27 protein-coding genes and 1 other RNA gene are annotated in these 26,149 nt (G+C 70.3%); 6 read left to right on the plus strand and 22 right to left on the minus strand.

The features are described 5' to 3' along the window. Positions 1 to 125 precede the first annotated feature (125 nt). The 3 genes from ABD295_RS06290 to ABD295_RS06300 all read right to left on the minus strand — a co-directional run bounded on the left by ABD295_RS06290 (position 126) and on the right by ABD295_RS06300 (position 3,837). The gene (locus tag ABD295_RS06290; protein WP_344302819.1) at positions 126 to 380 is read right to left on the minus strand and encodes a hypothetical protein; all 255 of its coding nucleotides are present in this window, start codon (positions 378 to 380) and stop codon (positions 126 to 128) included. Positions 381 to 454: 74 nt separating this feature from the next. Beyond that, the gene (locus tag ABD295_RS06295; protein ID WP_344302820.1) at positions 455 to 3,190 is read right to left on the minus strand and encodes a winged helix-turn-helix domain-containing protein; all 2,736 of its coding nucleotides are present in this window, start codon (positions 3,188 to 3,190) and stop codon (positions 455 to 457) included. A 29-nt stretch (positions 3,191 to 3,219) separates the two neighbouring features. Beyond that, positions 3,220 to 3,837 (minus strand): helix-turn-helix domain-containing protein, encoded by a 618-nt coding sequence (locus ABD295_RS06300; protein WP_344302821.1) that lies wholly within the window; start codon positions 3,835 to 3,837, stop codon positions 3,220 to 3,222. Positions 3,838 to 3,913: 76 nt separating this feature from the next. Here ABD295_RS06300 and ABD295_RS06305 point away from each other — a divergent pair, with 76 nt between their 5' ends. The 5 genes from ABD295_RS06305 to ABD295_RS06325 all read left to right on the plus strand — a co-directional run bounded on the left by ABD295_RS06305 (position 3,914) and on the right by ABD295_RS06325 (position 9,254). Beyond that, a complete protein-coding gene (locus tag ABD295_RS06305; protein ID WP_344302822.1) occupies positions 3,914 to 4,891 on the plus strand; it encodes an NAD(P)/FAD-dependent oxidoreductase in 978 nt (325 codons plus the stop codon). Further along, on the plus strand, positions 4,884 to 5,114 hold the full coding sequence (locus ABD295_RS06310) for a putative antibiotic biosynthesis monooxygenase (RefSeq protein WP_344302823.1): 231 nt from the start codon (positions 4,884 to 4,886) through the stop codon (positions 5,112 to 5,114). Before ABD295_RS06305 ends, ABD295_RS06310 begins: the two co-directional genes overlap by 8 nt. Before the next feature lie 143 nt (positions 5,115 to 5,257). Beyond that, positions 5,258 to 7,498: an MMPL family transporter gene (locus ABD295_RS06315; protein WP_344302824.1), complete on the plus strand. Its 2,241-nt coding sequence runs from the start codon at positions 5,258 to 5,260 to the stop codon at positions 7,496 to 7,498. After that, positions 7,495 to 8,391 (plus strand): ABC transporter ATP-binding protein, encoded by an 897-nt coding sequence (locus ABD295_RS06320; RefSeq protein WP_344302825.1) that lies wholly within the window; start codon positions 7,495 to 7,497, stop codon positions 8,389 to 8,391. The genes ABD295_RS06315 and ABD295_RS06320 overlap by 4 nt, the downstream gene beginning before the upstream one ends. After that, positions 8,388 to 9,254, plus strand: a complete 867-nt coding sequence (locus ABD295_RS06325) for an ABC transporter permease (protein WP_344302826.1) — start codon at positions 8,388 to 8,390, stop codon at positions 9,252 to 9,254. The genes ABD295_RS06320 and ABD295_RS06325 overlap by 4 nt, the downstream gene beginning before the upstream one ends. Positions 9,255 to 9,482: 228 nt before the next feature. On the opposite strand, the gene ABD295_RS06330 is transcribed toward ABD295_RS06325, so the two are convergent. Continuing rightward, positions 9,483 to 10,139, minus strand: a complete 657-nt coding sequence (locus ABD295_RS06330) for a response regulator transcription factor (RefSeq protein ID WP_344302827.1) — start codon at positions 10,137 to 10,139, stop codon at positions 9,483 to 9,485. Beyond that, positions 10,136 to 11,272 carry a sensor histidine kinase gene (locus ABD295_RS06335; protein WP_344302828.1) on the minus strand — a complete coding sequence of 379 codons (1,137 nt, stop codon included), beginning with the start codon at positions 11,270 to 11,272 and terminating at the stop codon, positions 10,136 to 10,138. Before ABD295_RS06335 ends, ABD295_RS06330 begins: the two co-directional genes overlap by 4 nt. A gap of 108 nt (positions 11,273 to 11,380) precedes the next feature. Between ABD295_RS06335 and ABD295_RS06340 the strand changes: the two genes are divergently transcribed. Further along, entirely contained in the window at positions 11,381 to 12,076 is a 696-nt protein-coding gene (locus ABD295_RS06340; RefSeq protein WP_344302829.1) for a hypothetical protein, read from the plus strand. A 182-nt stretch (positions 12,077 to 12,258) separates the two neighbouring features. On the opposite strand, the gene ssrA is transcribed toward ABD295_RS06340, so the two are convergent. From ssrA to ABD295_RS06425, 17 genes are all read right to left on the minus strand, one after another. Next, positions 12,259 to 12,629: a transfer-messenger RNA gene (gene ssrA / locus ABD295_RS06345) on the minus strand. 173 nt (positions 12,630 to 12,802) lie between these two features. Then, on the minus strand, positions 12,803 to 13,660 hold the full coding sequence (locus tag ABD295_RS06350; protein WP_344302830.1) for an amidohydrolase family protein: 858 nt from the start codon (positions 13,658 to 13,660) through the stop codon (positions 12,803 to 12,805). Next, on the minus strand, positions 13,657 to 14,136 hold the full coding sequence (gene smpB, locus ABD295_RS06355) for an SsrA-binding protein SmpB (RefSeq protein WP_344302831.1): 480 nt from the start codon (positions 14,134 to 14,136) through the stop codon (positions 13,657 to 13,659). The genes ABD295_RS06350 and smpB overlap by 4 nt, the downstream gene beginning before the upstream one ends. 89 nt (positions 14,137 to 14,225) lie before the next feature. Continuing rightward, positions 14,226 to 15,557, minus strand: a complete 1,332-nt coding sequence (locus ABD295_RS06360) for a peptidoglycan DD-metalloendopeptidase family protein (protein WP_344302832.1) — start codon at positions 15,555 to 15,557, stop codon at positions 14,226 to 14,228. 148 nt (positions 15,558 to 15,705) lie between these two features. Further along, positions 15,706 to 16,611 carry a permease-like cell division protein FtsX gene (gene ftsX / locus ABD295_RS06365; RefSeq protein WP_344302833.1) on the minus strand — a complete coding sequence of 302 codons (906 nt, stop codon included), beginning with the start codon at positions 16,609 to 16,611 and terminating at the stop codon, positions 15,706 to 15,708. Between the two features lie 58 nt (positions 16,612 to 16,669). Beyond that, a complete protein-coding gene (ftsE, locus tag ABD295_RS06370) occupies positions 16,670 to 17,359 on the minus strand; it encodes a cell division ATP-binding protein FtsE (RefSeq protein WP_344302834.1) in 690 nt (229 codons plus the stop codon). A gap of 115 nt (positions 17,360 to 17,474) precedes the next feature. Then, positions 17,475 to 18,590, minus strand: coding sequence for a peptide chain release factor 2 (gene prfB / locus ABD295_RS06375; protein ID WP_344302835.1), 1,116 nt, complete (start codon positions 18,588 to 18,590; stop codon positions 17,475 to 17,477). A gap of 107 nt (positions 18,591 to 18,697) precedes the next feature. After that, positions 18,698 to 19,507 carry a hypothetical protein gene (locus ABD295_RS06380; protein WP_344302836.1) on the minus strand — a complete coding sequence of 270 codons (810 nt, stop codon included), beginning with the start codon at positions 19,505 to 19,507 and terminating at the stop codon, positions 18,698 to 18,700. 295 nt (positions 19,508 to 19,802) lie between these two features. Further along, a complete protein-coding gene (locus tag ABD295_RS06385; protein ID WP_344302837.1) occupies positions 19,803 to 20,036 on the minus strand; it encodes a hypothetical protein in 234 nt (77 codons plus the stop codon). Positions 20,037 to 20,125: 89 nt separating this feature from the next. Further along, the gene (locus ABD295_RS06390) at positions 20,126 to 20,464 is read right to left on the minus strand and encodes a hypothetical protein (protein ID WP_344302838.1); all 339 of its coding nucleotides are present in this window, start codon (positions 20,462 to 20,464) and stop codon (positions 20,126 to 20,128) included. Between the two features lie 678 nt (positions 20,465 to 21,142). Then, positions 21,143 to 21,595, minus strand: a complete 453-nt coding sequence (locus tag ABD295_RS06395; RefSeq protein ID WP_344302839.1) for a pilus assembly protein TadG-related protein — start codon at positions 21,593 to 21,595, stop codon at positions 21,143 to 21,145. Continuing rightward, entirely contained in the window at positions 21,592 to 22,065 is a 474-nt protein-coding gene (locus tag ABD295_RS06400) for a hypothetical protein (RefSeq protein ID WP_344302840.1), read from the minus strand. The genes ABD295_RS06395 and ABD295_RS06400 overlap by 4 nt, the downstream gene beginning before the upstream one ends. After that, positions 22,062 to 22,457 carry a TadE/TadG family type IV pilus assembly protein gene (locus ABD295_RS06405; protein ID WP_344302841.1) on the minus strand — a complete coding sequence of 132 codons (396 nt, stop codon included), beginning with the start codon at positions 22,455 to 22,457 and terminating at the stop codon, positions 22,062 to 22,064. Before ABD295_RS06405 ends, ABD295_RS06400 begins: the two co-directional genes overlap by 4 nt. A gap of 2 nt (positions 22,458 to 22,459) precedes the next feature. Continuing rightward, a complete protein-coding gene (locus ABD295_RS06410; protein ID WP_344302842.1) occupies positions 22,460 to 22,759 on the minus strand; it encodes a hypothetical protein in 300 nt (99 codons plus the stop codon). 71 nt (positions 22,760 to 22,830) lie between these two features. Further along, positions 22,831 to 23,772 carry a type II secretion system F family protein gene (locus ABD295_RS06415; protein ID WP_344302843.1) on the minus strand — a complete coding sequence of 314 codons (942 nt, stop codon included), beginning with the start codon at positions 23,770 to 23,772 and terminating at the stop codon, positions 22,831 to 22,833. Then, positions 23,769 to 24,629: a type II secretion system F family protein gene (locus ABD295_RS06420; protein WP_344302844.1), complete on the minus strand. Its 861-nt coding sequence runs from the start codon at positions 24,627 to 24,629 to the stop codon at positions 23,769 to 23,771. The genes ABD295_RS06415 and ABD295_RS06420 overlap by 4 nt, the downstream gene beginning before the upstream one ends. Further along, positions 24,629 to 25,996: a TadA family conjugal transfer-associated ATPase gene (locus tag ABD295_RS06425; RefSeq protein ID WP_344302845.1), complete on the minus strand. Its 1,368-nt coding sequence runs from the start codon at positions 25,994 to 25,996 to the stop codon at positions 24,629 to 24,631. Before ABD295_RS06425 ends, ABD295_RS06420 begins: the two co-directional genes overlap by 1 nt. Positions 25,997 to 26,149: the final 153 nt, after the last annotated feature.

Here is a 26,149-nt window from a genome sequence, read left to right on the forward strand (position 1 = left end):
CTGGCACCACCACAAGATCCACGACCCCCGATACCAGACCACCTACCACCCCAACGGCACCATCACCCTCCACCGGCGCACGTGAGCCGGCCCTCGCGAGCAAATCGTCAAGGGCCGCCGCGCGATCAGCGCAGGTCGTCCGGAGCGGACGGGGCAGGGATCTGCCGCACCTCCACGAGCGGGATCCCCAGGTCGCGCAACCGGGCAAGCAGACCGTGCAGCGCGGCCTGATCGACGACGGGGCCGCGGATGATCGTCTGTCCCGCCTGCCCGGCATCGATGGCCATGCCCTCGAACCACGCGGCCCAGCGTTCTTCCAGACGACCCCGGATGCTGATCTCGTACCAACCTGCGTCGTCGTCGGAGGGGTCGCTGTTCACCCGGCAGACGCTACGAGCCAACCCCTCAGGGGTCTTCACATCATGTGGTGACTCAGCTGGTGATCTCGCCGCCGTCAGGGCTGACGCGGCCGGACGAGCAGGCCGAGCTGGTGCGCCTTGGTGACGGCGGACCGGCGGTTGTTCACGCCGAGCTTGGTGTAGATGTGCTTGGTGTGGGTCCGCACGGTGTTCAGCGAGACCACCAGCTCACGGGCGATGGCGGGGCCGTCCAGATCGGAGCCGAGCAGGCGGAGCACGTCGAGCTCCCGGTCGCTGAGCGGATCGAGCAGCACGTCGTCGTGAGGGAACGCAGCCGGTTGGGCTGCCACCGGCAGGCCTCCCGGCGCGGCCTGGCGCACCAGCTCCCGCACGAAGTCGGAGTGGGGACGACGTACGACGAGCTCGGCGAGCGCCGCTGCCAGCTCCGGCCCGGCATCGACGAAGAAGCGGACCCAGCGATCAGGTTCCGCCAGGTCGACGGCGTGCTCCAAGGCTGCGAGAGCCGCGTCCGCGTCACCCGACGCGCGATGGGCCAGGCACCGCAGCACCTCGATCTCGAGCACCGATCCGTCCCTGCCGCCGGACTCGGCCGCGGTCAGCAGGCGGTCCAGGAGCTTGAGGAGGTCCGACAGCCGCGCCTCGCCCGGGTGCGTGCGGTGCTCGGCCAGCATCAAGCGGGCCAGGGTCAGGTGCTCGTACTCGCGCAAGTACGACACCTCGTCGTCGGCGGCGAGCCGGTGTTCGCGCGCCCAGGCCCGCGCGGCGCTCAGGTCGCCTGCCGCCGTCAGCACCCGGGCCTTGGTGGCGTGGATCGGGTGGACCTGCGGTGAGTAGTCGCCCACGTAGACGCGTTCGGCCTGGTCGAGAAGGTCGAGGGCGTCGGCCAGGTCGCCCGCACCAGCCCGCAGCCGGGCCAGCGCCACCCGCCATCGATAAGGATGCTGCGCGAGCCCTGCGGACTCCCCGAGGTCCTCGGCACGCCTCAGGTACGTCGCGGCACCGGACAGGTCGTTGCGGTGCCACGCCACGCGGCTCCTGGCGACGAGCATGTCAGCGGTCCCGCGCATGACGTCCCCGCCCGCGGGGCGGTGGAGGTCGGCCAGCGCGAGGGCGTGCTCCAACGTGCGGTCGGCCTGCTCGAGCCGACCCAGGGTCAGCTCCATGTCGGCAAGCGCGAGCGAGCACCCGAGCACGTCCGCGATGTGCCCCACTCGGGTGAGGCCCTCGATCGCGACCCGGTAGCCCGCGGTGGCCGCTTCGAGATCGCCGGTCGCCCACGATGCCAACCCCGCCAGCGCCGCCGCGGACGCGCGGGTGAGGTGGTCGTCGGCCCGGGTCTGGGCCACCGCCTCGGCGGCGTACACGATGCAGCCCGCGGGGTCGCCCGCGTTCAGGGCCAGCGCGGCGCGGTACATCGCCAGGGACGCAGGGATGCGCGCCAGGTCATCGGGGTCCACGACGACCACCTCGTCGACGGGTCGCCGCATCAGCTCCTCGATGTGCTGCAGCCTCTGCTCGACCCCGTCGAACTCGTTGGTGGACATGAAGCCCCCGACCAACCGGATGCCGAGCACCGGGCGATCCCGCAACACCTCGTCGGGGAGCTGGTCGGCCCAGGCACGGATCACCGCCTCCCGGCGGTCGCGGGCGAGGTCCGGGATGGCGACCTCGACCAGGTCGGCGGCGCGGTCGGCGTCACCGGCAGCCAGCGCGTGCCGGACTGCGGCGACGGGCTCCCCGGCCTCGGCGAACCACCCGCTCGCTCGCCGATGCAGCTGGGCGACCTGCTCCGGACGCTCGGCGAGCAGGTGGCTCCGCAAGACGTCGGCGAACAGGTGGTGGTAGCGGTACCAGCGTCGCTGCGCGTCGAGCGGCACGACGAACAGGTTGCGGCGCTCGAGCGACTCGAGCATCTTCGCGCCGCCGGTGCCACCGCTCACCGCGTCGCAGAGCGGGCCTGAGAGGCGCTCGAGGATCGCCGTGTCGAGCAGGAACTCGCGAACCTCCGCCGGCTGTCGGTCGAGCACCTCCTCGACCAGGTAGTCCACGACATACCTGTCGTCGCCAGCGAATCCAGCGATGAACTCGGACGGGTCGTCGCGATCACGCAGCGAGAGTGCCGCCAGCTGCAGTGAGGCGATCCAGCCCTCCGTTCGTGCGCCCAGCGCGGCCACGTCGGCCTCGGGCAGGTCGAGCCCGGTCACGGTGGCGAGGAAGGCCCCGGTCTCGTCGTCGGTGAACCGCAGGTCCGCCGCCCGGAGCTCGGTGAGCTCACCCCGTGCACGCAGCCTGGCCAGCGGCAGCGCGGGATCCGCGCGGGTGCCGATGACCAGCCGCAGCTGCGGTGGCAGCCGCTCGATCAGGAAGGACATGCCGGGCTGGATCCCCGGGTTCTCGGCGAGGTGGTAGTCGTCCAGGACCAGGTCGAGGTCCTCGGCGAGCACGCTGACCTCGTTGAGCACCGCTGTCAGGACGGCCTCGATGGGCTGCCCGGCGCCCAGCAGGGACAGACCCGCACCACCAGTGCCCGGCGACGCGCGCTCCAGCGCGGTCAGCAAGTAGGACCAGAACGACTCCGGGTCACGGTCGGCCTCGTCGAGGGACACCCACGCACACCTCGCCGCGGACTTGCCCCGCGGGTTGGCGAGCCAGGCGGCCAGCAGCGTGGTCTTGCCGAAGCCCGCCGGCGCGGAGACGAGGACGAGACGACTGCGGCGTACCCACGGCAGGGCCTCGAGGCGGGGACGGGCGAGCAGGTCCTCGCGCGCGTGGGGAAGGAAGAACTTGGTCTCCACCAGCGCGATCGACACCGCGGCTCCCTCCCCTGCCGTGTCGGAGCCTAGTGTCCGTCGGGCTCGTCCGGGCCGCGGTCCGCCTGGGCGAGCGCGGCCCGCAGCTGGAGCTGCTCCCCCGGCCGTCCGAAGATGCTCAGCACCTCCGCAGGCCCTCCGCCCGTGCTCCCGAACCAGTGCGGCAGCCGGGTGTCGAACTCCGCCGCCTCCCCCGTTTCGAGCACGAGGTCGCGGTCACCCTGGATCAGCCGCATCCGCCCGGACAGGACGTAGAGCCACTCGTACCCGTCGTGGGTGCGCAGGCGCGGCTCGGACTGGCCCTTAGGGATGAGGATCTTCCACGCCTGGATGCCGCCGGGATGCGTGAGCGGTACGACGGTGCGACCGTTGACCTTCCGCGGCTTGAGCCGGATCCGCGGGTCGCCGACCTCGGGTGCCCCCACCAGGTCGTCGAGCGGGACCCGATAGAGCTGCGCCAAGGGCAGGAGCAGCTCGAGGCTCGGTCTCCGCTGCCCGTTCTCGAGGCGCGACAACGTGCTCTTCGAGATCCCGGTCCGGTCCGCGACGTCTGTCAGCGTGACGCCACGCTGCTCGCGGATCTTGCGGAGCCGGGGTCCCACGAGCTCCAGGGTGTCCGCGATGGGTGGCACGGGCGACGACGTCATCCGCCCATTCCACCGGTCGTTCCCAGATTCGGCAACATTCATTGCCGCCAGCCGCGAGCCGGACGAGCCTCGGGGCATGAACACCTACGACGTAGCCGTCATCGGCGGTGGAGCCGCCGGCCTGTCCGCCGCCCTGGTCCTGACTCGGGCGCGCCGCTCCGTGGCCGTCATCGACGCCGGCAAACCGCGCAACGCACCCGCCGGGCACCTTCAAGGATTCCTGTCCCGTGACGGCATCCCTCCGACGGAGCTGCTGGCGCTCGGCGCCGAGGAGGTGACGGCGTACGGCGGCGAGCTCCTCCACGGCACGGTCTCGTCGATCTCCAGGGTCGACGACGCCACCTTCGAGGTGACGTTCGGAGAGGGACAGGTCCTCTCCGCTCGCCGGATCCTGGTCACCACCGGCCTGCGCGACGAGGTCCCGGACGTCCCCGGTGTCAGCGAACGCTGGGGCCGCGACCTGCTGCACTGCCCCTACTGCCACGGTCACGAGGTCCGCGACCAGCGCCTCGGCGTCCTCGGCGGCACTCCCGGCGCCGTGCAGCATGCCCTGCTGCTCCGCCAGTGGTCCCACGACGTCGTCTACTTCGCCCACACCGGGTCCCTCACCGCCCTCGACCGTCAACAGCTGGTCGCCCGGGCGATCGGTGTCGTCGAGGGGACGGTCACCCGACTGGTCGTCGAGGACGACGCGCTCCAGGGCATCGAGCTCGCTGATGGTCAGGTCGTGCGCCGCGACGCGGTCTTCGTCCGACCGGTCTTCGTGCCCAACACCGGGTTGCTCGTCGAGCTCGGGTGCGTCACCCACGACAACGGCTGGGTCGTCGCCGACGCAACCGGCGGCACCAGCGTGGCCGGGGTGTGGGCGGCAGGCAACGCCGTCGATCCACGAGCCCAGGTCATCACCGCAGCCGGCCAGGGGTCGGCGGCTGCGATCGCGATCAACAACGACCTCGTCGACGAGGACGTCCGGCACGACGTGGCCGACTTCCTCACCGGCCACGCCGACGACGTGACCGCCACCACCGCACCCAAGGAGAACAACCATGCCTGACGTCCCGCCGCCCACCCGGCACCAGCTCGCCCTGATGATCTGGATCGCCGTCTTCCCGACCCTCACCGTCCTCAACCTCACGTTCGGCGAGCAGCTCTCGCAGCTGCCGAGCGTGCTGCGGACCTTCGTCCTCGCGACGGTGGCCGTCCCGATCGTCATCTACCTGCTGATGCCGCGCCTGCACCGTGTCCGGTCGCGGATCCTCGCCAGGGCCGCGGCCTGAGGGGCCGCTCCCCGAGGACCACGGCTCGAGGCGACGCGGGCGAATCACCCTCGCGCTCACCACCTGTGGTGACGACCGCTCACCACGTCGCTGCCTAGCTTCGCGCTGCAACAGACCAGCACCTCTCCTGAAAGGCACTTCCCATGAACAGGTTCACCCGTGCCATCGCCATGGCGAGCGCGAGGCGCCCGTGGCGCACCATGGCCGGCTGGCTGGCCGTCCTGGTGGCCGTCGGGTTCCTGGCGGTCAGCGGCGGCGGCAGCTTCGCCGACGACTTCTCGGCCGACGGCAGCCAGAGCGACCGCGCCATGGAGCTGCTCGGCAAGAGCTTTCCCGAGGCCGCCAAGGGCAACGCTCTCGTCGTCCTCGCGGCGCCGGACGACTCGACACTCTCCGCACAGCAGGCTGACGTGACCGCCGTGCTCGACGACGTGGCGGTCCTGGAGCACGTCGAGTCCGTCACCGATCCGTTCAGCGCCGGCACCGTCTCCGGCGACGGGCGGATCGGGTACGCCGTGATCACCCTCGACGTCCCGGAGCGCGACATGGGCAAGCCGGCGTTCGCCGTCCTGTCCGACTCGGTGTCCGGCATGGGGGCTGACGGCCTGCGCGTGGAGCTCGGCGGCGACGCCGTCTTCCTCAACGCCCAGGACGAGAGCAGCAGCCACACCGCCATCGGGCTGCTCGTCGCCCTGATGGTCCTGCTCGTCGTGTTCGGCACCCTCGTCGCCGCGCTCCTGCCGATCGCCCTCTCCTTGATCGCGGTGGGCGCGGGCATCGGCGGCATCACCCTGCTGGCGAGCACGATGGACGTCTCCGTGTCCGCGATCCCCATCGCGGGGCTCGTCGGGCTCGGCGTCGGGGTGGACTACGCGCTCTTCGTGATCGCCCGCTACCGCGAGAACCGCGGCCGCGGCGACGACAACGCCACGGCCCTGGCCGGTGCCATGAGCTCCTCCGGCGCGGCCGTGGTCTTCGCAGGCGGGACCGTCATGGTCGCCACCGCCGCCCTGGCCTTCACCGGCCTCGGCGTGCTGACCTCCATCGGCCTGGCCACCGCGATCATGGTCTTCTTCGCGGTCGCCGCCGCCATCACCCTGCTCCCCGCGCTGCTCGCCCTCCTGGGCGACCGGGTCGACAAGGGGCGCATCGGCCGGCGCCACCGCCCCGCGAAGGCAGCCGAGGAGACCGCCTGGTGGCGCTTCGCCCACCGCGTCTCGGGGCGCCCCTGGCCCTACCTCGCCGGCGCCGTCGTCACCCTGGTCGCCCTGGCCATGCCGGCGTTCTTCCTCCAGACCGGCTTCCCCGCGGCGGGGGACGCACCCGCGCACACCACCCACCGACAGGCGTACGACCTGCTCACCGAAGGCTTCGGCGTCGGCATCAACGCGCCTCTCACCGTGGTCGCCGACCTCAGCCGCCCCGGGGTCGACACAGGCGGCATCACCGTGCTGTCGGCGGACCTCGCGGCCGTCCCGGGCATCTCGTCGGTCGGCGCCCCACTGACCTCGGAGGACGGCGACACCGTGGTCCTCGTCGCCACTCCGACCACGGGACCCGCAGACCGCGACACCTCGGCCACCATCGAGCGGGTGCGGGCGATCATCCCCGACAACGTCTACGTCTCCGGGATCACCGCAGTGACCGACGACCTCAACGCCCAGCTGAGCGACACCCTGCCGCTCTTCATCGGCGCGGTCATCGCCGTCTCCTTCCTGCTCCTCATGCTGGTCTTCCGGTCCGTCGCCGTACCGCTCAAGGCGGCGCTGATGAACCTGCTGTCCATCGGAGGGGCGTACGGCGTCCTCGTCGTGGTCTTCCAGTGGGGCTGGGGAGCCGAGCTGCTCGGCCTGGAGGGTCCGACCCCGATCACCTCGATCATCGTCGTCATCATGTTCCCGATCCTGTTCGGGCTCTCGATGGACTACGAGGTGTTCCTGCTGTCCCGGATCCGGGAGGAGTACGTCCGGACCGGAGACAACGCCGAGTCGGTGGCCCGCGGGCTGGCCGGCACGGGACGGGTCGTCACCTCCGCCGCGCTGATCATGATCGCGGTCTTCCTCAGCTTCGTCGGCAGCCCGGTGCCGTCGCTCAAGATGCTCGGGCTGGGCCTGGCGACCGCGATCCTCATCGACGCGACCGTCATCCGCATGGTCCTGGTGCCTGCTGCCATGGCCCTGCTGGGCGACGCCAACTGGTGGCTGCCGTCCTGGCTCGACCGTGTCCTGCCGCGGCTCACCGTCGACGAGCCCCACACCGTCGACGAGCCCCACACCGTTGACGAACCCCACGCCGTGGACGAGCCCCACACCGTTGACGAAAAGGGCACCCCCACCTCGTCCGACCAGCCGGTCGAGCGCCTCACGACAGGAGCAACCGCATGATCACCGTCGAGCACGTCACCAAGAGGTACGGCGAGTACACCGCCGTCGACGACGTCTCCTTCGTCGCCAGGTCGGGCCGGGTCACCGGGTTCCTCGGACCGAACGGCGCCGGCAAGTCCACGACGATGCGGATCATGGTCGGGCTCACCCCGCCGACCACCGGGGAGGTCCAGGTCGACGGTCGTCACTACCGCGACCTCGCCAACCCGGGCCGTCAGATCGGCGTCCTGCTCGACGCGTCGGCCCAGCATGCGGGTCGCACGGGTCGGGAGATCCTCACCATCGGCACCGAGACCATGGGCCTCCCCCGAACCAAGGTCGACCAGCTCCTCGAGCGGGTGTCGCTCAGCGCGGACGAGTCACGCAGACGGTTGCGCGACTACTCCCTCGGCATGCGCCAGCGCCTGGGGATCGCCCACGCCCTGTTGGGCGATCCGTCGATCCTCATCCTGGACGAGCCGGCGAACGGGCTCGACCCTGCCGGCATCCACTGGATGCGGGGTCTGCTCCGCGACTACGCCGCCGGTGGGGGCACCGTGCTGCTGTCGTCACACCTGCTCCACGAGGTCGAGAGGATCGCCGACGACCTCGTCCTCATCGGGCGCGGGCGGATCGTGGCCCAGGGGACGAAGGAGGAGCTGCTGCAACCTCGCGGCAGCTTCGTCCGGGCAGAACGTCATCGCGACCTCGCACTGGCCCTCGAGACGGCCGGCATCTGCACCTCGGTGTCGGGCCAGGGACTCCGGAGCGACGCCGCCCCCCGACAGGTCGGAGCCGTGGCCGCTGCCCACGGCATCCCCCTCGACGAGCTGCGCCCCGCGGAGGGCGCAGGACTCGAGGACCTCTTCCTGCAGCTCACCGCAGACACCCAGCGCGAAGGAGTAGCAGCATGACCACCACAGCCAGGACCAGCCCAACCACGACCAGCCCAGCCACGACCAGCCCAGCCACGACCAGCCCAGCCACGCCGGTGCCCGTCCCGGCCCGCCGCGGATCACGGCGTACGACGGGGTCCCCCGTCGACGTCCCGATCCCGATGTCGCGACTCGTCCGGGTCGAGCTCCGCAAGATGGCCGACACCCGATCGGGGCTGTGGTTGCTGCTGGGGCTGGCCGCCATCACGCTGGTCATCGTCGTCGTCTACTTCGTCACGGCGACCCAGCCCGAGCGGACCTTCCTGCACTTCATGGGCGCGACCCTCGGCCCGCAGGGCTTCCTGCTGCCCGTGCTGGGGATCCTGCTCGTGACGAGCGAGTGGAGCCAGCGCACCGGTCTCGTGTCCTTCACCCTCGTGCCCCTCCGTGGCCGGGTGCTCACCGCCAAGGTGCTCGCCGGCCTGCTGGCCGGGGTGGGGGCGATCGTCGTCAGCGTCGCGTTCGCCGCCCTGGCCACCGTGGTCGGAGGGGCCCCCGACGGGTTCGCGCACTTCGGCCTCGTCGAGCTCGGCAAGTTCGGCATCCTGCAGCTGACCGGGATCCTCCAGGGCCTCGCCTTCGGCCTGCTGTTCCTCAGCTCGGCTCCAGCGATCGTGAGCTACTTCGTCTTCCCGACGGCCCTCAACATCGTCGGCAGCCTCTGGAAGCCGCTGCAGGACGTCCAGCCGTGGATCGACCTGTGGGCCGCGCAGGCGCCGCTGTTCACCGCGGACAACCTGACCGACCAGCAGTGGGCGCAGATCGGCACCAGCAACCTCATCTGGGTGGTGCTGCCGTTCGTGTTGGGTCTCGTGCGTGTGCTGCGCGCCGAGGTGAAGTAGAGACAGCTCGGCCGCGGCGGGCGCTAGGCGCCGGCCGCGGCCGAGTGAAGAGGGCTGTCTGGTGGGGTCTTCGTGGATTCGAGGATGCGCAGGTCAGCGGATCAATTCCGCGAACCGGCAGCAGGTCTTGCACCCACCGCCCTCAGGATCAGCACCCATGAGGGCTGGTCCCGTCCCACAAGCCGCGGACCGGCAGCACTCGCCCGTAGCCACTGGCTTGCCCAGCAATCACTCGACCGGGTCCGTCTCCCCCGCTCGCACCAAGCCCGACTCGTAGGACAGGACTGCCAGCTGCACCCTGTCCCGCACGCCGAGCTTGGCGAGGAGCCGGGAGACGTAGGTCTTCACCGTGGCCTCGCTCAGGACCAGGTGGGCAGCGATGCCAGAGTTGGACCATCCGCGGGCGATCAACCGGAGCACCTCAGTCTCCCGCTCGGTGATCCCTCCGAGGGCTGCGCCGGGGTCGGGGCTGAGGGTGTACCTGGCCAGGAGACGGCTCGTCAGCTGGGGCGCGAGCATCGCGTCGCCCCTCGCGACCACCTCCACCGCCCGCACCAGATCGCCCGGCGAGAGGTCCTTGAGCAGGAAGCCCGACGCGCCGGCGCGGACCGCGTCGAAGACGTACTCGTCGAGGTCAAACGTGGTGAGCGCCAGCACGCGTACGGCGGGGGCGCGAGCGACGATCCGTCGGGTGGCGTCGATGCCGTCCAGCCGCGGCATGCGCACGTCCATCAGCACCACGTCGGGCAGCAGCGTGAGCGCCCGGTCGATCGCCTCGACGCCGTCGCTGGCCTCCCCGACGACCTCGTGGCCACCCTGCTCGAGGATCATCCGGAACCCTGCGCGCAGCAGCTCCTGGTCGTCCACCACCAGCACCCTGCTCATCCCGCCTCCAGCGGCAGCGCCACCTCGACCGCGAAGCCGCGGTCCGGCCGCGGCCCGGTCCTGAGCTTGCCGCCGTACAGAAGCACCCGCTCGCGCATGCCGATCAGCCCATGCCCGGTTCCACCCGTCCCCGGGCACGCGGTCCCGTCGTCGTGGACCTCGATGCTTACCTCCTGGTCCGTGAAGTCCAGCCTGACCGCGACTTCGGTGACCGCACGGGCGTGGCGCTGGGCGTTTGTCAGGGCCTCCTGCACGACCCGGAAGGCCGTGAGGTCCAGCCCTGCCGGCAGGTCGCGTGGCTGCCCCGTCACCTCGAACGAGATCGGCAGCCCGGTCGCACGTGCGTCCGCCACCAGGGACTCCAGAGCCGCCAGCCCGGGCTGCGGCGCTCTGGAAGCCGCCTCGTCGGCGTCGCGCAGCATCGTCACCACACGGCGCATCTCGGTCAACGCTCCCGACCCCGTCTGACGGATGGTCGCGAGGGACCGGCGTACCGCTTCTGGCGTCTCCGCCATCCCCTCCGCGGCCCCGGCCGTCACCACCATCTGGGTCACCGCGTGCGCGACCACGTCGTGGAGCTCTCGCGCGATCCGCGTGCGCTCCTCCAGCACGGCCGCGACCGCGCGGGCCTCAGCAGCCACGGCCCGGTCGCGCGCCTGCTCTGCCCTGTGTGCAGTCAGCCGCTGCCAGGTACCGAGCACGTAGGTCAGTCCCAGGGCACCCCAGTGGAAGATCATCTCGGAGGCGCTGCCGAGCTCCGGGATCGTGAAGTCACCGAGCAGCATCGTGCCGCCCACGAAGAGGCCACCGAGATAGGGATCGCGCCCTCGGCCGTAACGGGCGACTGCGAAGGTGAGCAGCAACAACGGCACCAGCTGGCCGTTGAAGAGCAGGTAGGCGACGCCGGCCGCGTGGAACGTGATCATGGCGAAGCCTGCGACGATCACCGCCGGGAGCGGCTGCGTCCGTCGCCAGCACAGCGCCAAGGCAAGGATCAGCACCTGCAGGGTGGACCACCCCGGGTCGCCGGTCCCGGCGCGCGACTCGAATGGCACCCAGATCTCGGCGATGGCCACGAGGAGCACGACGAGGGCGAGCGCGACGTCCGCAGCCCGCTGCCACCTCCCAGCCATGGGCTCACCGTAGGGGACGTGAGCGCTGGGCGGAGTCATCCCACGGATGACACCGCAGCCCTCCACAGACTGACGACACGAACCGGCCGTGCCCCGTCCACTGGTGCCATGAACCGAAACCTTCGCACCCTCACCGCCCTGTGCCTCGTCGCCACTGCCGCCCTGTCGCTGCTCTGGACGCTGCTTGCCCCCGAGTTCCACAGCGACCCGGCCGAGCAGCTCGCCGGACTGGCCGAGGCAGGCTCCCGCGCCACGATCAGCGAGATGGCCTTCGTGATCAGCCAGCTGCCGTTCCTCGTCGCGATGTCCGGCTTGGCCGTTTGGCTGCACCCGGCGAGTCCTCGGCTGGCCACAGCCGGCGGAGTCCTCGCCGTGCTCGGCGCCTTCGGTCACGCAGTCGTGGGCGGCACGACGACGATGCAGGTGGTCATGGCCGACTCACCCGACCATCGCCAGGCGTACGCCGACCTGCTGCGCGACACGATGGACTCGCCCTTGATGCTGCCCTTCTTCGCGGCCGGGCTGCTCGGCACCGTGCTCGGCATCCTGTTGCTGTCGATCGCCCACTTCCGCAACCGCCAGCTCCTCCGGTGGGTCGGTCCCGCGCTGTGGGCCTTCCTCGTGCTCGAGTTCGTCGGCTCCAACGTGAGCGAGTGGTCCGCCTACCTCGCCGGAGTGCTGTACCTCGCAGCCCTGTGCGCCCTGGCCGTCGCCATCCGGTCGGACCTGGTCGTGACGCCTTCGGACCACCCGCCCGTCACCCAGGACGAGAGTGTCGCGGCGCAAGCGCGTCGTGCTGAGTAGGCCGGTCGGGAGGATCACCTACGCCGCCCGGCCCCGAGCGGCACCCGGGACCGACCCGCTACCGCCACCTCGGACGACCACCCGGCCCAGACCCCGAGAACACAGAAGGCCGGACCCCAGTTCGGGGTCCGGCCTGTCCGTTATCTCGTGAGAGATCACAAACGTGAGAGTGCGTGATGAGCTGGTGGAGCTGGCGGGAATCGAACCCGCGTCCTCGAGCGTCGAACCAGGTCTTCTCCGGGTGCAGTTCGTGGAGTCGCTTTTCTCGGCCCCGGCGCTCCCACGAACAGGTCGCCGACGGGCTCAGTCACGAAAAAGTCCCGCTCAGCCCTCGTGACAGAGGATGAGCAGCAAGTCTCCTAGATGAGGCCAGGGTCCGGGACGGAGACAGATGCCCGGTCTGACCCTTCGGTCACTGCTCAGGCAGCGAGAGCGAAGTCGTTGCGCTCAGAATTGGCAACTATGGTTTTCCGGCGTTCGTTAACGAGATGTCGCCGGCTCCTCGACCCGCTTCTCCTGGAACTAACGTCCCAAGTCGAAACCGATCAGCCCCTCTTGAGTTGTCACGTGCTGCCTGGCTGCTGCAACACAGCCAGCCTAGTCAGGCCAGCGTAGTTCACAACGCCGACGCAGGCCCATTCGATTCCCCGGTCGTGCGGGCTCGACCACCGTCGTCCGTGCCCTCGTCGTCCGGGCCCTCGTCGTCCGGGCCCTCCTCGTCCCGGCTCAGCCGAGCCCGATCAGGCGCACGGCGTTCTCCCAGAGCACCCCCCGCAGCCAGTCGTCGCCGAGCTCGAGCCGGTCGAGGGCGTCGAGCTGGTGGCCGTACGCGTAGGGGATGTTCGGGAAGTCCGAGCCCAGCAGCACCCTGTCGCCCAGGGCGGACAGCCGGGGCAGCAGCTCGCGGGGGTACGCCGCCCCCAGCTCGTCGAAGAAGTCGGTGAACACCATCGTGGTGTCGAGGTGGACGCGCTCGTGGGTCTCCGCCAGCGCGAGGAACTCGGCGTACTCAGGGGCCCCCATGTGCGCCAGCACCAGGCACAGCGTCGGGTGCCGGCGCAGCAGCTCGGCCACCGGGCCGGGGCCGGTGTGCTCGGTCGGGACCGGCCCCGAGCCGGCGTGCAGCACCACGGGTGCGCCGGCCTCGGCGAGCAGGCCCCACGCCTCGTCCAGCAGCGGGTCGCGCACGTCGAAGCCGCCGACCTGCACGTGCACCTTCCAGACCCTCGCGCCCTCGGCGAGCCGGCGGGAGGTGTACGCCGCCGCGGACTGCTCCGGGTAGACGGTCGCGCAGCGCAGCGCTCCTGGCGTGCGCTTCGCGAAGTCCGCCGACCAGTCGTTGAGCCAGTCGGCCATGTCGGGCTTGTGGGCGTAGGCGAGCGCGGTGAAGCGGCGTACGCCGACGGCCTCGAGGGTCGCGACGAGCTCTGCCTCGTCGCCGCGGTAGTGCAGCGGCCACTCGCGCCCGATCAGCGGGCCCGCCCGATCGAACTGGGCGCGCACCTTCACCGCCATCCGTGGGGGGAGGAAGTGGGTGTGGACGTCGTAGAGGCCCGGCAGGCCCAGCCTCTCGTGGAGGTTCAATCCGTGTGGCCCTTGAGCCGGCGCTGCACGGCCTGCTCCTGCTCGCGGTTGGCCTGCCGCTCAGCGAGCGAGTGTCGCTTGTCGTAGGCCTTCTTGCCGCGGGCCAGGCCGATCTCGACCTTCGCCCGACCGTCCTTGAAGTAGAGCTGCAGCGGCACCAGCGTGTAGCCCTTGTCGGTGATCTTGCGCTCGATCTTGGCGATCTCGGTGCGATTGAGCAGCAGCTTGCGCTTGCGGCGGGCGGCGTGGTTGGTCCAGGTGCCCTGGGTGTACTCGGGGATGTGCACGCCCTGCAGCCACACCTCGTGGTCGTCGACCTCGGCGAACCCGTCCTGCAGCGACGCGCGACCGGCGCGCAACGACTTCACCTCGGTGCCGACCAGGACCAGGCCGGCCTCCCAGGTGTCCTCGATGTGGTAGTCGTGCCGAGCCTTGCGGTTCTGCGCGACGACCTTCTGACCCTTCTCCTTCGGCACCCGAGCATCCTCTCAGGCGAGCTCAAGCGGATTCACATCACCGCTGGTCGAGGAGGAGCGTCAGCGACGTCACGGGACCGAGGTGCGTCTCACAGCCAGTTCATCGGGTCGACCGCACGCCCGTTGACCATCACCGTGAAGTGCAGGTGGCAGCCGGTGGACCAGCCGGTGTCGCCGACGTACCCGATCACCTGGCCGCGCGCGACGGAGTCGCCCACCGACACGGTGTACGACGCGGCGTGGTTGTAGATCGTGGCCAGCCCGACGCCCTGCTGGAAGCCGTGGTTGACCACGAGCCGGTTGCCGTAGGCGGTCTGGTAGTACTCCGCGACGACCCGCCCGTCGGCGGCGGCGTACATCGGCTCACCGCACGCGACGCCGAAGTCGGTGCCGTCGTGCAGCCCGTAGTAGCCGTAGATCGGGTGGATCCGCATGCCGAAGGACGACGTGACGGGTCCCGGGACCGGTCGGTTGAGGAAGCCGCCCGTGTTGCCCGGTGCGGTCTGGTTGGCCCGGGCTCTCTCCTGGGCCTTGCGCAGGGCGCGCAGCCGCGCCTTGCGGGCGAGCTCCTTGAGCTGGGCCTCGATGCGGGCCTGGTCCCGCTGCGCCTTGCGCCACTGGAACCGGTCCCACTTCTTGAGCCGCTGGGCCTCCTCCTTGGCGCTCTTGCGCTCGGAGACCAGACGGACGACGTCGTCCTTGGCGGTCTCGGCCTCACGCTCGAGTCCCTCGACCACCTTGACCTGCTCGGCCGCGTCCTCGGCCTTCTTCGCGACGTCGTCGCGCGCGGCGCTCACCTCGTCCTCGCGCACTGCGAGGAGCAGCTCGGCGGCGGAGAGGTCGTCGTAGGCCTGGGTCTGGGTGCCGACCACGACGCGGCGGCCCTCGTCGCCGCGCACCAGGTCGGCCGGGCTCTCGGCGTTCAGCAGGGACGAGAAGGCGTTCAGGTCGGGGTCGCCCTCGCGGTAGATGTCCGCGATCAGCTCGGCCACCTCGGCCTTCTGGTGGCTCACCTCGACCTCGCCGACATCGTGGGAGAGCTCGGCGTGGTCCAGCTCGGTCTGCGCGTCGACGAGCGCGGCCTTCATCTCGAGGTCCTTGGCCTGGGCGTCCACGAGCCGGTCACGGGTGTCGTCGAGATGGGAGCGCGCCGCGCTCAGGTCGGCGCGCGCCGACTCGAGGGCGAGGTGGGCGCTGACGACCTTCTTGCTCGAGAACTCGAACTCCTCGTGAGCGTGGTCGACGTCCTGCTCGGCCTGCTTCTTCTGCTTCTTGAGCCGGTCGGCCTTGTCGCCGGCCGAGAACGAGGCAGCGGACAGCTGGGCTTGAGCGGTGGGTACTGCCGCCACGCCGGCTGCGAGGGCGACGGCCAGGGCCGTCACTCCTACGCGACGACGTACGGCGCGGGGGAAGGTGCGCACCGGTGGTTGCCTTCGCAGGTATTGGGGAAGTGGTGCTCCCCCGCCCTTTCGGCCGAGGCAGCACGACGACGCTAACGCGCAGTGCGGCCGGTTGCGGTGACCTTCGTCGGAGTGTCGCCGGTCAGCGGACGGCCCTCCGACCGGGTGGTCAGACCTTGAGGTACCTGCGGGTCAGGAAGGCGGTCGGCAGCAGGGTCAGGACCGGCCCCAGGACGCCGATGCAGAGGACGGCGAGCCAGTACTCCGACATGCCGATCCAGGGGATGAACTTCAGCGCGTCCGAGGCGCGCTCGAGGATGCCGAACCTCATGAACGCGTAGAGGGCGCCGGCCGCGAGCCCGACACCGAGGATGGCGGTCACCAGCGCCTCCATGAGGAAGGGCAGCGCGATGTAGAGGGTCGAGGCGCCCACCAGCCGCATGATGCCGATCTCACGGCGCCGGGCCAGCGCGGCCAGGCGGATGGTGTTGGCGACGAGGAGGAGCGCGGCGATCACCAGGAAGCCGGCCGTGCCCAGCGCGCCGTATTGCAGCGCGTTGATGGTGCCGTAGATCGGCTCGAGCTTGTCGCGAGCGTCGCGTACGTCGCTCACCCCGTCGAGGCCCTTCACCGCGCTGGTGACGCCGAGGTACTCTTCCGGGTCCTTCAGCTCGATCCACACCGACTGCGGCATCGCCTCGGCGGTGGCCGCGGGGTTGTCGCCCTCGAACTGCTCAGGCCCCAGCAGCTCCTTGACCTTCTCGAACGCCTCCTCCTTGGTCTCGGCCCGGTAGCCGGCGACCTCGGGGCTCGCCTCGACCGCCTCGACGACCGCTGCCTTCTGCGCCTCGGTCACCTCACCGGTGCACCCGGGGTCGTCGTCGTTGTCGGTGCAGAGCCAGACGGTGATCTCGAGCTGGCTGCCCCAGTAGTCGGCGGCCTTCGCGGCCTGCTGGTTCAGCAGCACGCCCAGACCGACCAGGGTGAGCGAGACGAAGAGGGTCAGGATCACCGCGACGTGCATGGACAGGTTGCGGCGCAGGCCTTGGCCCAGGTTGGACAGGACGTATCGCATAGCGGTGAAGGAGCCTCGTGATCGTGTGGATGAGGGGCTGGATCAGGTTCAGGTCAGGTCAGTTCTGGAAGCCGTAGACGCCCTGTGCCTCGTCGCGCACCACGCGGCCGTGCTCGAGCTCGATCACGCGCTTGCGCATCTGGTCGACGATGCCGTGGTCGTGCGTGGCCATCAGGACGGTCGTACCGGTGCGGTTGATGCGGTCGAGGAGGTTCATGATCCCGACCGAGGTGGTGGGGTCGAGGTTTCCGGTGGGCTCGTCGGCGATCAGGATCATCGGCCGGTTGACGAACGCGCGGGCGATGGCGACGCGCTGCTGCTCGCCTCCGGAGAGCTCGTCCGGCATCCGGTCGCCCTTGCCGTCGAGGCCCACCAGCTCGAGGGTCTCGGGGACGACCTTGCGGATCTGGGCGCGCGGCTTGCCGATCACCTCGAGGGCGAAGCCGACGTTCTCCGAGACGGTCTTGTTGTTCAGCAGGCGGAAGTCCTGGAAGACGGTGCCGATCTGGCGGCGCAGCCGCGGCACCTTCCACCCTGCGAGGCGGTTGATCTCCTTGCCGGCGACGTACACCCGCCCCGCGGTCGGCCGGGTCTCGCGCAGCACCAGTCGCAGCGCCGTGGACTTGCCGGAGCCGGACGCGCCGACGAGGAACACGAACTCGCCCTTCTCGATGTCGACCGTGAGGTTGTCGAGGGCCGCGTGTCCCTGGCCGGGATAGGTCTTGTTGACCTTTTCGAACCGAATCACCGGATCGAGGTTAGACGTAGAACCTGAGAGGCCGTGAAACGTCGCCGGGCGGGTCGCACTCGGTGGTCGAGCAGCGAGCGGAGCGAGCGATCAGTCGAGACCACACTCGCGAAGGTCACGCCTCGGCGCGCTCGGCCCCACGACGCCAGCGGATCCCGGCCTCGAGGAAGCCGTCGAGGTCGCCGTCGAAGACGGCGGTGGGGTTGCCGACCTCGTAGCCCGTCCGCAGGTCCTTGACGATCTGGTAGGGGTTGAGCACGTAGTTGCGCATCTGGTCGCCCCAGCTTGCCTGCGCGTCGCCGCGCATCCCGTCGAGATGGGCCTTCTCCTCGGCCTTCTTCATCGCGAGCAGCTTGGCCTTGAGCACGACCATGGCGCTGGCCTTGTTCTGCAGCTGCGACTTCTCGTTCTGGCAGCTCACGACGAGACCGGTGGGGATGTGCGTGAGCCGCACGGCCGAGTCGGTCGTGTTGACCGACTGCCCGCCCGGCCCGCCGGAGCGGTAGACGTCGATGCGGATGTCCTCGTCGGGGATGTCGATCTCGTCGGTCTGCTCGAGCACCGGCACCACCTCGACGGCGGCGAAGCTGGTCTGCCGGCGTCCCTGGTTGTCGAAGGGGCTGATCCGCACCAGGCGGTGGGTGCCGCCCTCGACCGAGAGGGTGCCGTAGGCGTAGGGCGCGTGGATCGCGAAGGTGGCGGACTTGAGCCCGGCCTCCTCGGCGTACGACGTCTCGAAGACCTCGACGGGGTAGTTGTGCTGCTCCGCCCAGCGGACGTACATCCGCATCAGCATCTCGGCGAAGTCGGCGGCGTCGACGCCACCGGCGCCGGAGCGGATGGTGACGAGAGCCTCGCGGACGTCGTACTCGCCGGACAGCAGCGTCCGGACCTCGATCGCCTCGACCGCCTTCTTGACCCGGACCAGCTCGCGCTCGGCCTCGGCGATGGCCTCGGCGTCGCCCTCCTCCTGGCCGAGCTCGACCATGATCTCGAGGTCGTCGACGCGGGTGTTGAGCTCGGTGAAACGGTCGAGCTCGCTCTGCAGGAGCGACAGCCTGCCGGTGACGCGGGTGGCGTTGGCCTGGTCGTCCCAGAGGTCGGGCGCGGCGACCTGCTCGCCGAGGTCGGCGATCTCGGCCCGCATGGCGTCGAGGTCCAGCACCTGGCCCACTGTCTTCATGGTCGCCTGGAGCTGCTTGATCTCGGAGTCGAAGTCAGGGCCTGCCACAACCGGCAAGGGTACGGCGCGGCCCCGACGGGTGTCGAAACGCTCTCGACTCCCCGCCGGGGCCGTCCCCCGAACGCTGCTGCTAGCCGGCAACTAGTCGCCCAGGATCAGTCGCACAGCACCCGTGCCGCGGCAGCGGTCGGCTCGGTGTCGGGCGTGGTGGTGACCTGACCGAAGTCGAGGCGCATCCGGTAGACGTCGGTCACGTCGATGGTGCGCAGCTCGGACTCGCCGAGGTTGAAGGTGCGCGCGTACTTCACGACGCCGTCGCTGGTCACGACGATGCCGCCCTGGCCGCCGGTCTCGGTGCGGTCGGACAGGCCGAGGGTCGACTCGAAGACCGTGCACTTGCGTCCGAAAGTCCACTCCTCGAAGCCGGAGTCCTTGGTGCGGTCGAGCACCAGGTTGCGGCGGTAGGTCTCGCCGTTCACCGGGATCTCGTAGATGTCGAGGACGTCGGCGCCGGCGCTGGTGGTGAAGGAGTCCAGCCACTTCCACGCCTGCACCTCGACGGCGCGCTCACGGCTGATGCCCTTCGCGCCGCCGGCGTCCTTGCCCTTCACCACCCGATAGCTGCGCTCCTGGCTGGTGCCGGGCTTGTCGGAGAACGCGAAGGAACCGTCCTTCTTGACCCCGACGGTGCGGACGGTCTTCCACCTGTCCTTGCCTTCGTACTGGATCTGCAGGCTGACCGGGCTGCCCTTCTCGGGCTTCGGGCGGACCTTGCCGGTCAGGGCGAGCTTGGTCTCCCCGGCGATGGCCGCGGACTCCGAGACCTTCAAGGTGACGCGGTACGGCGCCTTTGCGGCGGCGTCCGCGGTGCCCGCGTTCGCGGCCGTCGTCAGGCCGGCCGATCCGGCGATGACGAGTCCAGTGGCGAGCGCCCCTGCGAGCGAGATCGAGCTGAGCTTCTTCATGGCGGTTCCTCCCGTGTGCGTGCCGATGCACCGCCCTCGCGAGTCGTTGGCGACTCCCAGGTGGTGTGGTGTGTGGTCCTTGTGACCCGCGCTGGGATGGATTGGTTCGGCAAAATTCATTTGTCTGGACAACCAGTTCCACCGTCGAACTTCTCAGCCGATCGGGGCGTCAGACCTTTCCTTCGCCGGACCAGATTCGTCTCGACGAAGGGACACTCGGTGATCCACGCGGTGAGCACGGTCAAGGACGCCGATCCTTCGGCACGCTGCACACGCGGTAGGAGAGGGGCCAACCTCAAACTCGCAGTGACCGCCTTGCGAGAGCAGCATGAACCGTGCTGAGCGACAGCCCAAATGCAGCCAACGCGATGAGCACTTCGGGCATGAACGTTTTGTCTTGGACAAACCAGACGATTACCACCAGCGCAGCAAGAATGAAGGCGATTCTCAGCCAAAGCGGAACGCGCTTCTGGGTAAGCGCGAATCCCGCACCGGCTGTGACGCCTATCACTGCCGACAACCAAATCATCCGCATCTCCTGTTCAAGGCCTGGCGACTCCTCAGCCTAGACGCTGAGGAGCCGCCGGGAAGGCAACACCCTTCACGAGGGGCGACTTGTCACCAACTGCCGCCTCCACCCCCGGGCGACGTGCTAATGGCACAGGTGTAGTGACCGGGCACGATTGCTCCGTTCCACATCATGTACAGCCGCAGGCACTTCCCTGCATCGATGGCCGTCGCTGCCACGACTGTCGCGAGCCCGCAGTAGGGAACCACGGCTTTCGTCCAGACCCACGGGAAGGTCCCAGCGACCGTGGTGCACGCACCGTAGCCAATCGCCATTGTCTTGGTTTCCGCCTTGTTGAGAAAGATCGTCATTTGAGCGGGATCGATTCGGTAGGCGTTTGCCGGCGCAGCCTGAAGAAAAGTCGCTATCACCGAGAGAATCAACGCCATCAAGGCAACACAAACCGCAAGCTTGACTTTCGCTCCATTCCCATTGTCGACCGAACCAGGATTGCCGGTCTACGAGTGAAGGAAAGGCTGGCACGCATATACCGTGAACAACTCATGTCAAGTGCTCATAACATTTCAGTTATGGGCGCATTCAGGCGCAATTGAGGCCCCAGTGAACCTTCTCGCATGACTCCTTCGGGTGGTATGCGTGCGTGCGTGCGCGAGCGTGGGCGAACAATCCTCTCGTGTCACTCCGACACAGAAGACGAGAGAATCGAACGATGCCCCCAACGCTGCGACTTCGGACGACGCGGCCACGGTCGTCGTCCGGGATCATCGAGACCGGGCTGAGGCCGCTCGGACGATCAAGGCGATCGGCTTCCGAGGCCTCTCGACACTGTCGCAGCCTCGCTCCAGGAGGACCCGGCGCGGCGTGCTCGGTCACGATGGAGGCGCGCTTTTCGCGACGAGTCGGTGTTCAACTCCATGACAACCATCTCGCCTCAAGAATCGTCCCGGCGCCACGCGTCTCGGCAAAGGGACCGTTCCTTGTGGTCATGTAACAACCGCCTCGACGGCGGGGTGGTCGAGCAGTGGCTGGCGAAGACCGAAACCGGCCACGGGCGCCACCCGCTCGACGATCATCACCTCGGGGTCGGACACTCTGCTCGGAGGCCCTCAGCCCTCTGGTGACACGGCGGCTGCGCCAGTGGCCGCGATGGTGGCCGTGGCTGGTCCGCCGGGGACGCGGAGCGGGAGGTCGAGGGGCGCACGCACCGTGACCCGCACGGAGCGGGTGTCGAGGTCGACGTGGACGGTGCGGGTGAGGCCGGGGTACGCCGCCCGGGCGCCGGTGCTGGACAGGTAGTCGTCGACCGCGCGCCGCGCCGCTGCCTCGAAGAGCACGAGCCGCGACTTGTCCAGACCGCCGTCGTACACGTCGGAGCCCTCGGCGCCTGCGTCGGCAGCCATCAGCGCCGCACCGTCGGCGAGGCTGTCGAGGCTCTGGCGCTGGAGGTACGCCGCCGACACGTTCACGACCATGCCGACCGCCGTCATCAGGACCACGGCGAAGCCGACGATCATCACGGTCGTCTGGCCGCGTTCGTCGCGTGGCGGCAGCGGTCTCACCGCGACTCCTGGAAGCGCCCGATCGGCACAGTGTGCGTCGAGGTCAACGCGAACGTCGAGCGCTGATCACCGAACAGCGAGGGCACCATCGGCAGGTGCACCGCCGTCGAGATCCGCACGGTGATCACCGCTCCCCCGCTGTGGCAGTCGCCGGCGGGCACGCACGTCACCTCGACCGCGGCCGTCGGGTCGTCGTGTCCTTGGTCGACCAGCACCCGCCGCGCCGCCTGACGTGCGGCCGTCCGGCCGCTGCTGTCGTCGGGTGCGAGCGCGAACGCCCGCGCGGCCGACCGGGCGGCTCCGGCGGTGGCGAAGGCGCCGCGCTGCACCTCGAAGACGGACAGCACGATCCACACCAGCGGCACGAGCAGGAGAACGCCGAGCCAGGTCAGCTCGACCAGAGCACTGCCGCGCTCGTCGCGACGCCTCGCCGGCTTCCCCGACCCAGTGGGCAACGTGGGCGGACTCATGGCACCCGCTCCTCCACCGCCGTGCCGCGGACGGTCAGCTCGACTGCTGGTCCGCCGAGCCCCAGCGCCGGCACCCGGGCCCGGGCCACCACCTCGACGCCGGGGAGCCCACCGATGTCGATCACTCGCGCGGAGACGTCGTCGCCATAGGCGGGGTCGAGCACGCCCGCGATCTGCGCCCGGGTCTCGGCGACACCCTCGTCCAGGCCGCGGTCACTCGTGGCGGCGTACCGCGCGCCCTCCGAGACCGCCGACGTGAGGGTGTTGCGGACGTGGAGGACCAGTGCCAGCTGCAGGATGCCGAGGAAGAGCGGGATCAGGACGACGGTGACGAGCACGAAGTCCACGATCGCCGCGCCACGCTCGTCACGTCGGCGCGGCCCGATCAGCACCGTCAGCCCTTGCTCACCGAGTTGAGGGCGGTGGTGAGCATCGCCGTCAGCTGGTCGTCGGCGACCGCCCAGATGGCGCCGACGATGGCCACGGTCATGACGGTGATCATCACCCAGCCGGGGACGTCTCCCCGCTCGTCCAAGCGGCGCTCGTCGTGGCGGGGCTCGTCGTGGCGGGGCTCGTCGTGGCGGGGCTCGTCGTGGCGGGGCTCGTCGTGGCGGGGCTCGTCGTGGCGGCGCTGCGCGCGGCGGCGCTCGACGAGACGGCGGAGCAGGGCCGCGCGGCGGCTCTTGCGTGTCATGGGTTCCTCGGTCTCTCTTGTCGGTGTTGATGCGGTTGATCAGCGCTGATCAGCCTTGATGCAGCGCTGGTCTAGGGAGTGCTGAAGCCGATGCCGACGGCACCGGGCCAGAAGGCGAAGAGGATGGTCACGGGCAGCACGAGGAACACGACCGGCACCATCATGAAGACCTCCTTGCGGGCGGCCGCCTCGATCAGTCCGCGGCGCCCCGCCTCCCGCACATCGGCCGCCTGGGCATGCAGCACCTCGGCGAGCGGAGTGCCGCGCTCGACGGCGACCGCGACCCCCTCGGCGAAGCGGGCGACGAGCGCGATGCCGGTGCGGGCGGCCAGGCCGTCGAACGCCGCCGCCACCGGCTCGCCCGTGCGGATCGCCGCCAACACGCGACCGAGCTCGCGGGAGAGCTCGCCGCCGCTGCGCCGCACGACGCGATCCAGCGCGGCCACCGGGCTCTCACCGGCGGCGACCGCGAGCGCCAGCAGCTCGGCGAGGGTCGGGAACTCCTGGAGGATCCGCCGCTCCCGCGCGGCCACCTGGCTGCTCAAGTGGTGGTCGCGCCCAAGGACACCGCAGGCGAACGCCGCGGCGCAGAGCAGCAAGGACGAGACCAGGCTGGACGGGTCGGAGACGGCCCGGACCAGGCTCCACACGGCCGCCGCGGCGAACGCCGCCAGGCCCCACATCACCTGCTCGATGCGCAGGTCGTGCACGGTCTTGTCCAGGCCCGCCCGGTCGAGCCGTCGGCGCACCGAGGTGGCGCCGCCCAGGACGCGCTCGACCGCGTCCGCGGCGCTGCGCAGCGGGGGCCCGAAGACTCCCGACACCACGGACACCGGCGCCGCTGTCGCGACCGCGAGCGCCGGTGTGGCGCCGATCCTCGGCAGGTCCCGGACGTAGGGCAGCACGCGCGTCGCCATGCGCGTCCGGCCGTGCTCCCGCAGGCGTGCGGCGACGACGAGGACGCCCGTGCCAGCGAGCGCGCCGAGCAGCGCGCCCCAGATCGTCGTCGTCACGTGAGGATCCGCCGTTCGGTGGGGAGCCGGCCGATCCGCATCATCAGCGCATAGGCGATGACGCAGAGCGCGGCGCCGAGCACCAGGACGAAGGCGCCGCCGGCTGAGGCGTACTGCCCGATCACCTCGGGACGGAACGCCATGAAGAGCAGGACCAACCAGGGCGCTGCGACCGCGAGGCGAGCGCCGTTGATCGTCCAGGACTGGCGTGACTCCATCTCCGAGCGGGTGCGAGCCTCGTCGCGCAGGTAGGACGACAGGTTGCGCAGCAGGCGACCGAGCTCGCCTCCCCCGACCTCACGGGCGATGCGCAGTCCCTCGACCACGCGATCCCCGACCGGGTCGGAGAGCCGGTCCTTCAAGCGGTCCAGGCTCTCCCCGAACCGACCGGACACCTGGTAGTCGAGCGCGAACGCAGCGAAGGGCTCCCGCAGCGGCTCCGGACCTCTCGTGCCCAATGCGCCGAGCGCGTCGGGCAGGGAGAGCCCGGCGCGGACCCCGGAGGCGAGGTTGTCGACCGCCTCCGGCCACACCTCGGCGAACTCACGCTGTCGTCTGCGCGCTCGACCCGAGACGACGGCGACCGGCAGGTAGCCGCCGATGATGCCGAACACGACCGCCACCGGCGGCGTGCGCGACACCGCCTGCAGCACCAGTCCCGACGACGCTGCGCAGGTCAGGCAGAGGACGACGAAACCGTTCACGGCCACCTGTCCGAGGCCGGCACGAGCGAGCAGCGTCGCGAGCCGGCCGGGGCGCGGACCGCTCGTCGCGGCGCGGGGCAGCCTCGGCAGGGCGAAGGCCGACCACACCAGCATCAGCCCGATCCCCACGCCGAGCCCGACCACGGCGCCCATCAGGCCTCCCCGGGGGCGTGGCGGCCCTGGTCGGCGCCCGCGAGGATGCCGTGCACGTCGATGCCCACCTGCGCGTAGCGCTCGATGTGCGGCGGCATCCCGCCGGTGTGCCGGAGCTCGCCCCGGTGTGCCGGCGGACGCTCGAACACGGTCTCGGTCTCGATCACGTCGTTCTCCACGCGGCCGGGAACAGCCACGATCTCGCTGACGCGGCGTACGCCATGCGGGTCGAGGCCGAGGTGCACGACGAGGTCGACGGAGGAGGCGACCGTGGGGACGACGAACCTGGCGCCGATGTTCTCCCCCGCCAGCAGCGGGAGGGTGCACATCTTGACCAGCGCCTCGCGGGCGCTGTTGGCGTGCAGCGTGCACATGCCCGGCAGGCCGGAGTTGAGCGCCAACAGCAGGTCGAGGCACTCCTCGGCCCTGACCTCGCCGACGATGAGTCGGCTCGGCCGCATCCGCAGGCTCTCCTTCACCAGGTCGCGCAGACGGATCTCGCCGGTGCCCTCCAGCCCGGCCTGTCGCGTCTGGAGCGGCACCCAGTCGGGGTGCGGGAAGCGGAGCTCGAAGACCTCCTCCGCGCTGACCACCCGGTCGCTGCCGGGGATGGCGGCAGCCAGGCAGTTGAGCGCGGTGGTCTTGCCGGCCTGGGTGCCGCCGCTGACCAGGATGTTGAGGCCCGCGCGAACGGACGCCTCGAGGAACGCGGCCGCTGTGGCGGTGAGCGCTCCGAGCTCGACCAGGTCGCCCAGGCGTGCCGCGCGGAGCACGAACTTGCGGATGTTGACCGCCGAGAAGCCCCGGCTGATCCCGTCGAGGACGACGTGGAGCCGGTGGCCCTCGGGGAGCATGGCGTCGACGAACGGGTTGCTGACATCGATGCGGCGACCGCTGCTCTTGAGCATCCGCTCCACGAGCTCGTCGACCTGCGCGGTGCTGAGCACCAGGTTGGTGAGCTCGTGCCGCCCACGGCGGGCGACGAAGACCCGGCTGGGGTCGTTGATCCACACTTCCTCGACGGCGGGGTCGTCCAGCAGCGGCTGGAGTGGACCGAACCCCGCCACCCGCGCCACCAGCTCGTCGATCATCGCCTCGGGGTCGGACACCGGTGAGACCGCGCCGGTCAGGCTGACGTCGTCGTGGACGCGGACGACGCCCTCGGCGATCCGGCGGACGAGCACCGTCTCGTGCTGCGGGTCGACCGCCTCACGACGGACCAGCTCCTGGACCCGCGCGACGAGGTGCTCGACCAGCTCGACCGGGTCGGCCCCGTACGGCCCGGTTGCCGGCCCCGCTGCAGGCCCCGTCGCAGGCCCCGTCGCAGGCCCCGTCGCAGGCCCCGTCGCAGGCCCCGTCGCAGGCATGGGTGCAGCCAGAAAGGTGCGCGACATCGCTCCTGCCCTTCCCGAGATGGCGCGTCCGAGGACGACGCCACGCGTGCTGCCAGACGATCCGGGGGCGGGAGCGGTCAGGAGCTCGACCAGGCCTGGCGGGCCAAACGTAGTACAGCCCGCGGT

This window comes from Nocardioides bigeumensis, assembly GCF_039531755.1.
GTDB classification, from domain to species: domain Bacteria; phylum Actinomycetota; class Actinomycetes; order Propionibacteriales; family Nocardioidaceae; genus Nocardioides; species Nocardioides bigeumensis.

Bases quoted from the DNA above. Each gene is read 5' to 3' on its own strand.
- ABD295_RS06300 (WP_344302821.1), bottom strand. From the start codon at position 3,837: ATGACGTCGTCGCCCGTGCCACCCATCGCGGACACCCTGGAGCTCGTG.
- ABD295_RS06305 (WP_344302822.1), top strand. From the start codon at position 3,914: ATGAACACCTACGACGTAGCCGTCATCGGCGGTGGAGCCGCCGGCCTG.
- ABD295_RS06310 (WP_344302823.1), top strand. From the start codon at position 4,884: ATGCCTGACGTCCCGCCGCCCACCCGGCACCAGCTCGCCCTGATGATC.
- ABD295_RS06315 (WP_344302824.1), top strand. From the start codon at position 5,258: ATGAACAGGTTCACCCGTGCCATCGCCATGGCGAGCGCGAGGCGCCCG.
- ABD295_RS06320 (WP_344302825.1), top strand. From the start codon at position 7,495: ATGATCACCGTCGAGCACGTCACCAAGAGGTACGGCGAGTACACCGCC.
- ABD295_RS06325 (WP_344302826.1), top strand. From the start codon at position 8,388: ATGACCACCACAGCCAGGACCAGCCCAACCACGACCAGCCCAGCCACG.
- ABD295_RS06330 (WP_344302827.1), bottom strand. From the start codon at position 10,139: ATGAGCAGGGTGCTGGTGGTGGACGACCAGGAGCTGCTGCGCGCAGGG.
- ABD295_RS06335 (WP_344302828.1), bottom strand. From the start codon at position 11,272: ATGGCTGGGAGGTGGCAGCGGGCTGCGGACGTCGCGCTCGCCCTCGTC.
- ABD295_RS06340 (WP_344302829.1), top strand. From the start codon at position 11,381: ATGAACCGAAACCTTCGCACCCTCACCGCCCTGTGCCTCGTCGCCACT.
- ftsX (WP_344302833.1), bottom strand. From the start codon at position 16,611: ATGCGATACGTCCTGTCCAACCTGGGCCAAGGCCTGCGCCGCAACCTG.
- ABD295_RS06380 (WP_344302836.1), bottom strand. From the start codon at position 19,507: ATGAAGAAGCTCAGCTCGATCTCGCTCGCAGGGGCGCTCGCCACTGGA.
- ABD295_RS06385 (WP_344302837.1), bottom strand. From the start codon at position 20,036: ATGATTTGGTTGTCGGCAGTGATAGGCGTCACAGCCGGTGCGGGATTC.
- ABD295_RS06390 (WP_344302838.1), bottom strand. From the start codon at position 20,464: ATGGCGTTGATTCTCTCGGTGATAGCGACTTTTCTTCAGGCTGCGCCG.
- ABD295_RS06400 (WP_344302840.1), bottom strand. From the start codon at position 22,065: ATGAGTCCGCCCACGTTGCCCACTGGGTCGGGGAAGCCGGCGAGGCGT.
- ABD295_RS06410 (WP_344302842.1), bottom strand. From the start codon at position 22,759: ATGACACGCAAGAGCCGCCGCGCGGCCCTGCTCCGCCGTCTCGTCGAG.
- ABD295_RS06420 (WP_344302844.1), bottom strand. From the start codon at position 24,629: ATGGGCGCCGTGGTCGGGCTCGGCGTGGGGATCGGGCTGATGCTGGTG.
- ABD295_RS06425 (WP_344302845.1), bottom strand. From the start codon at position 25,996: ATGCCTGCGACGGGGCCTGCGACGGGGCCTGCGACGGGGCCTGCGACG.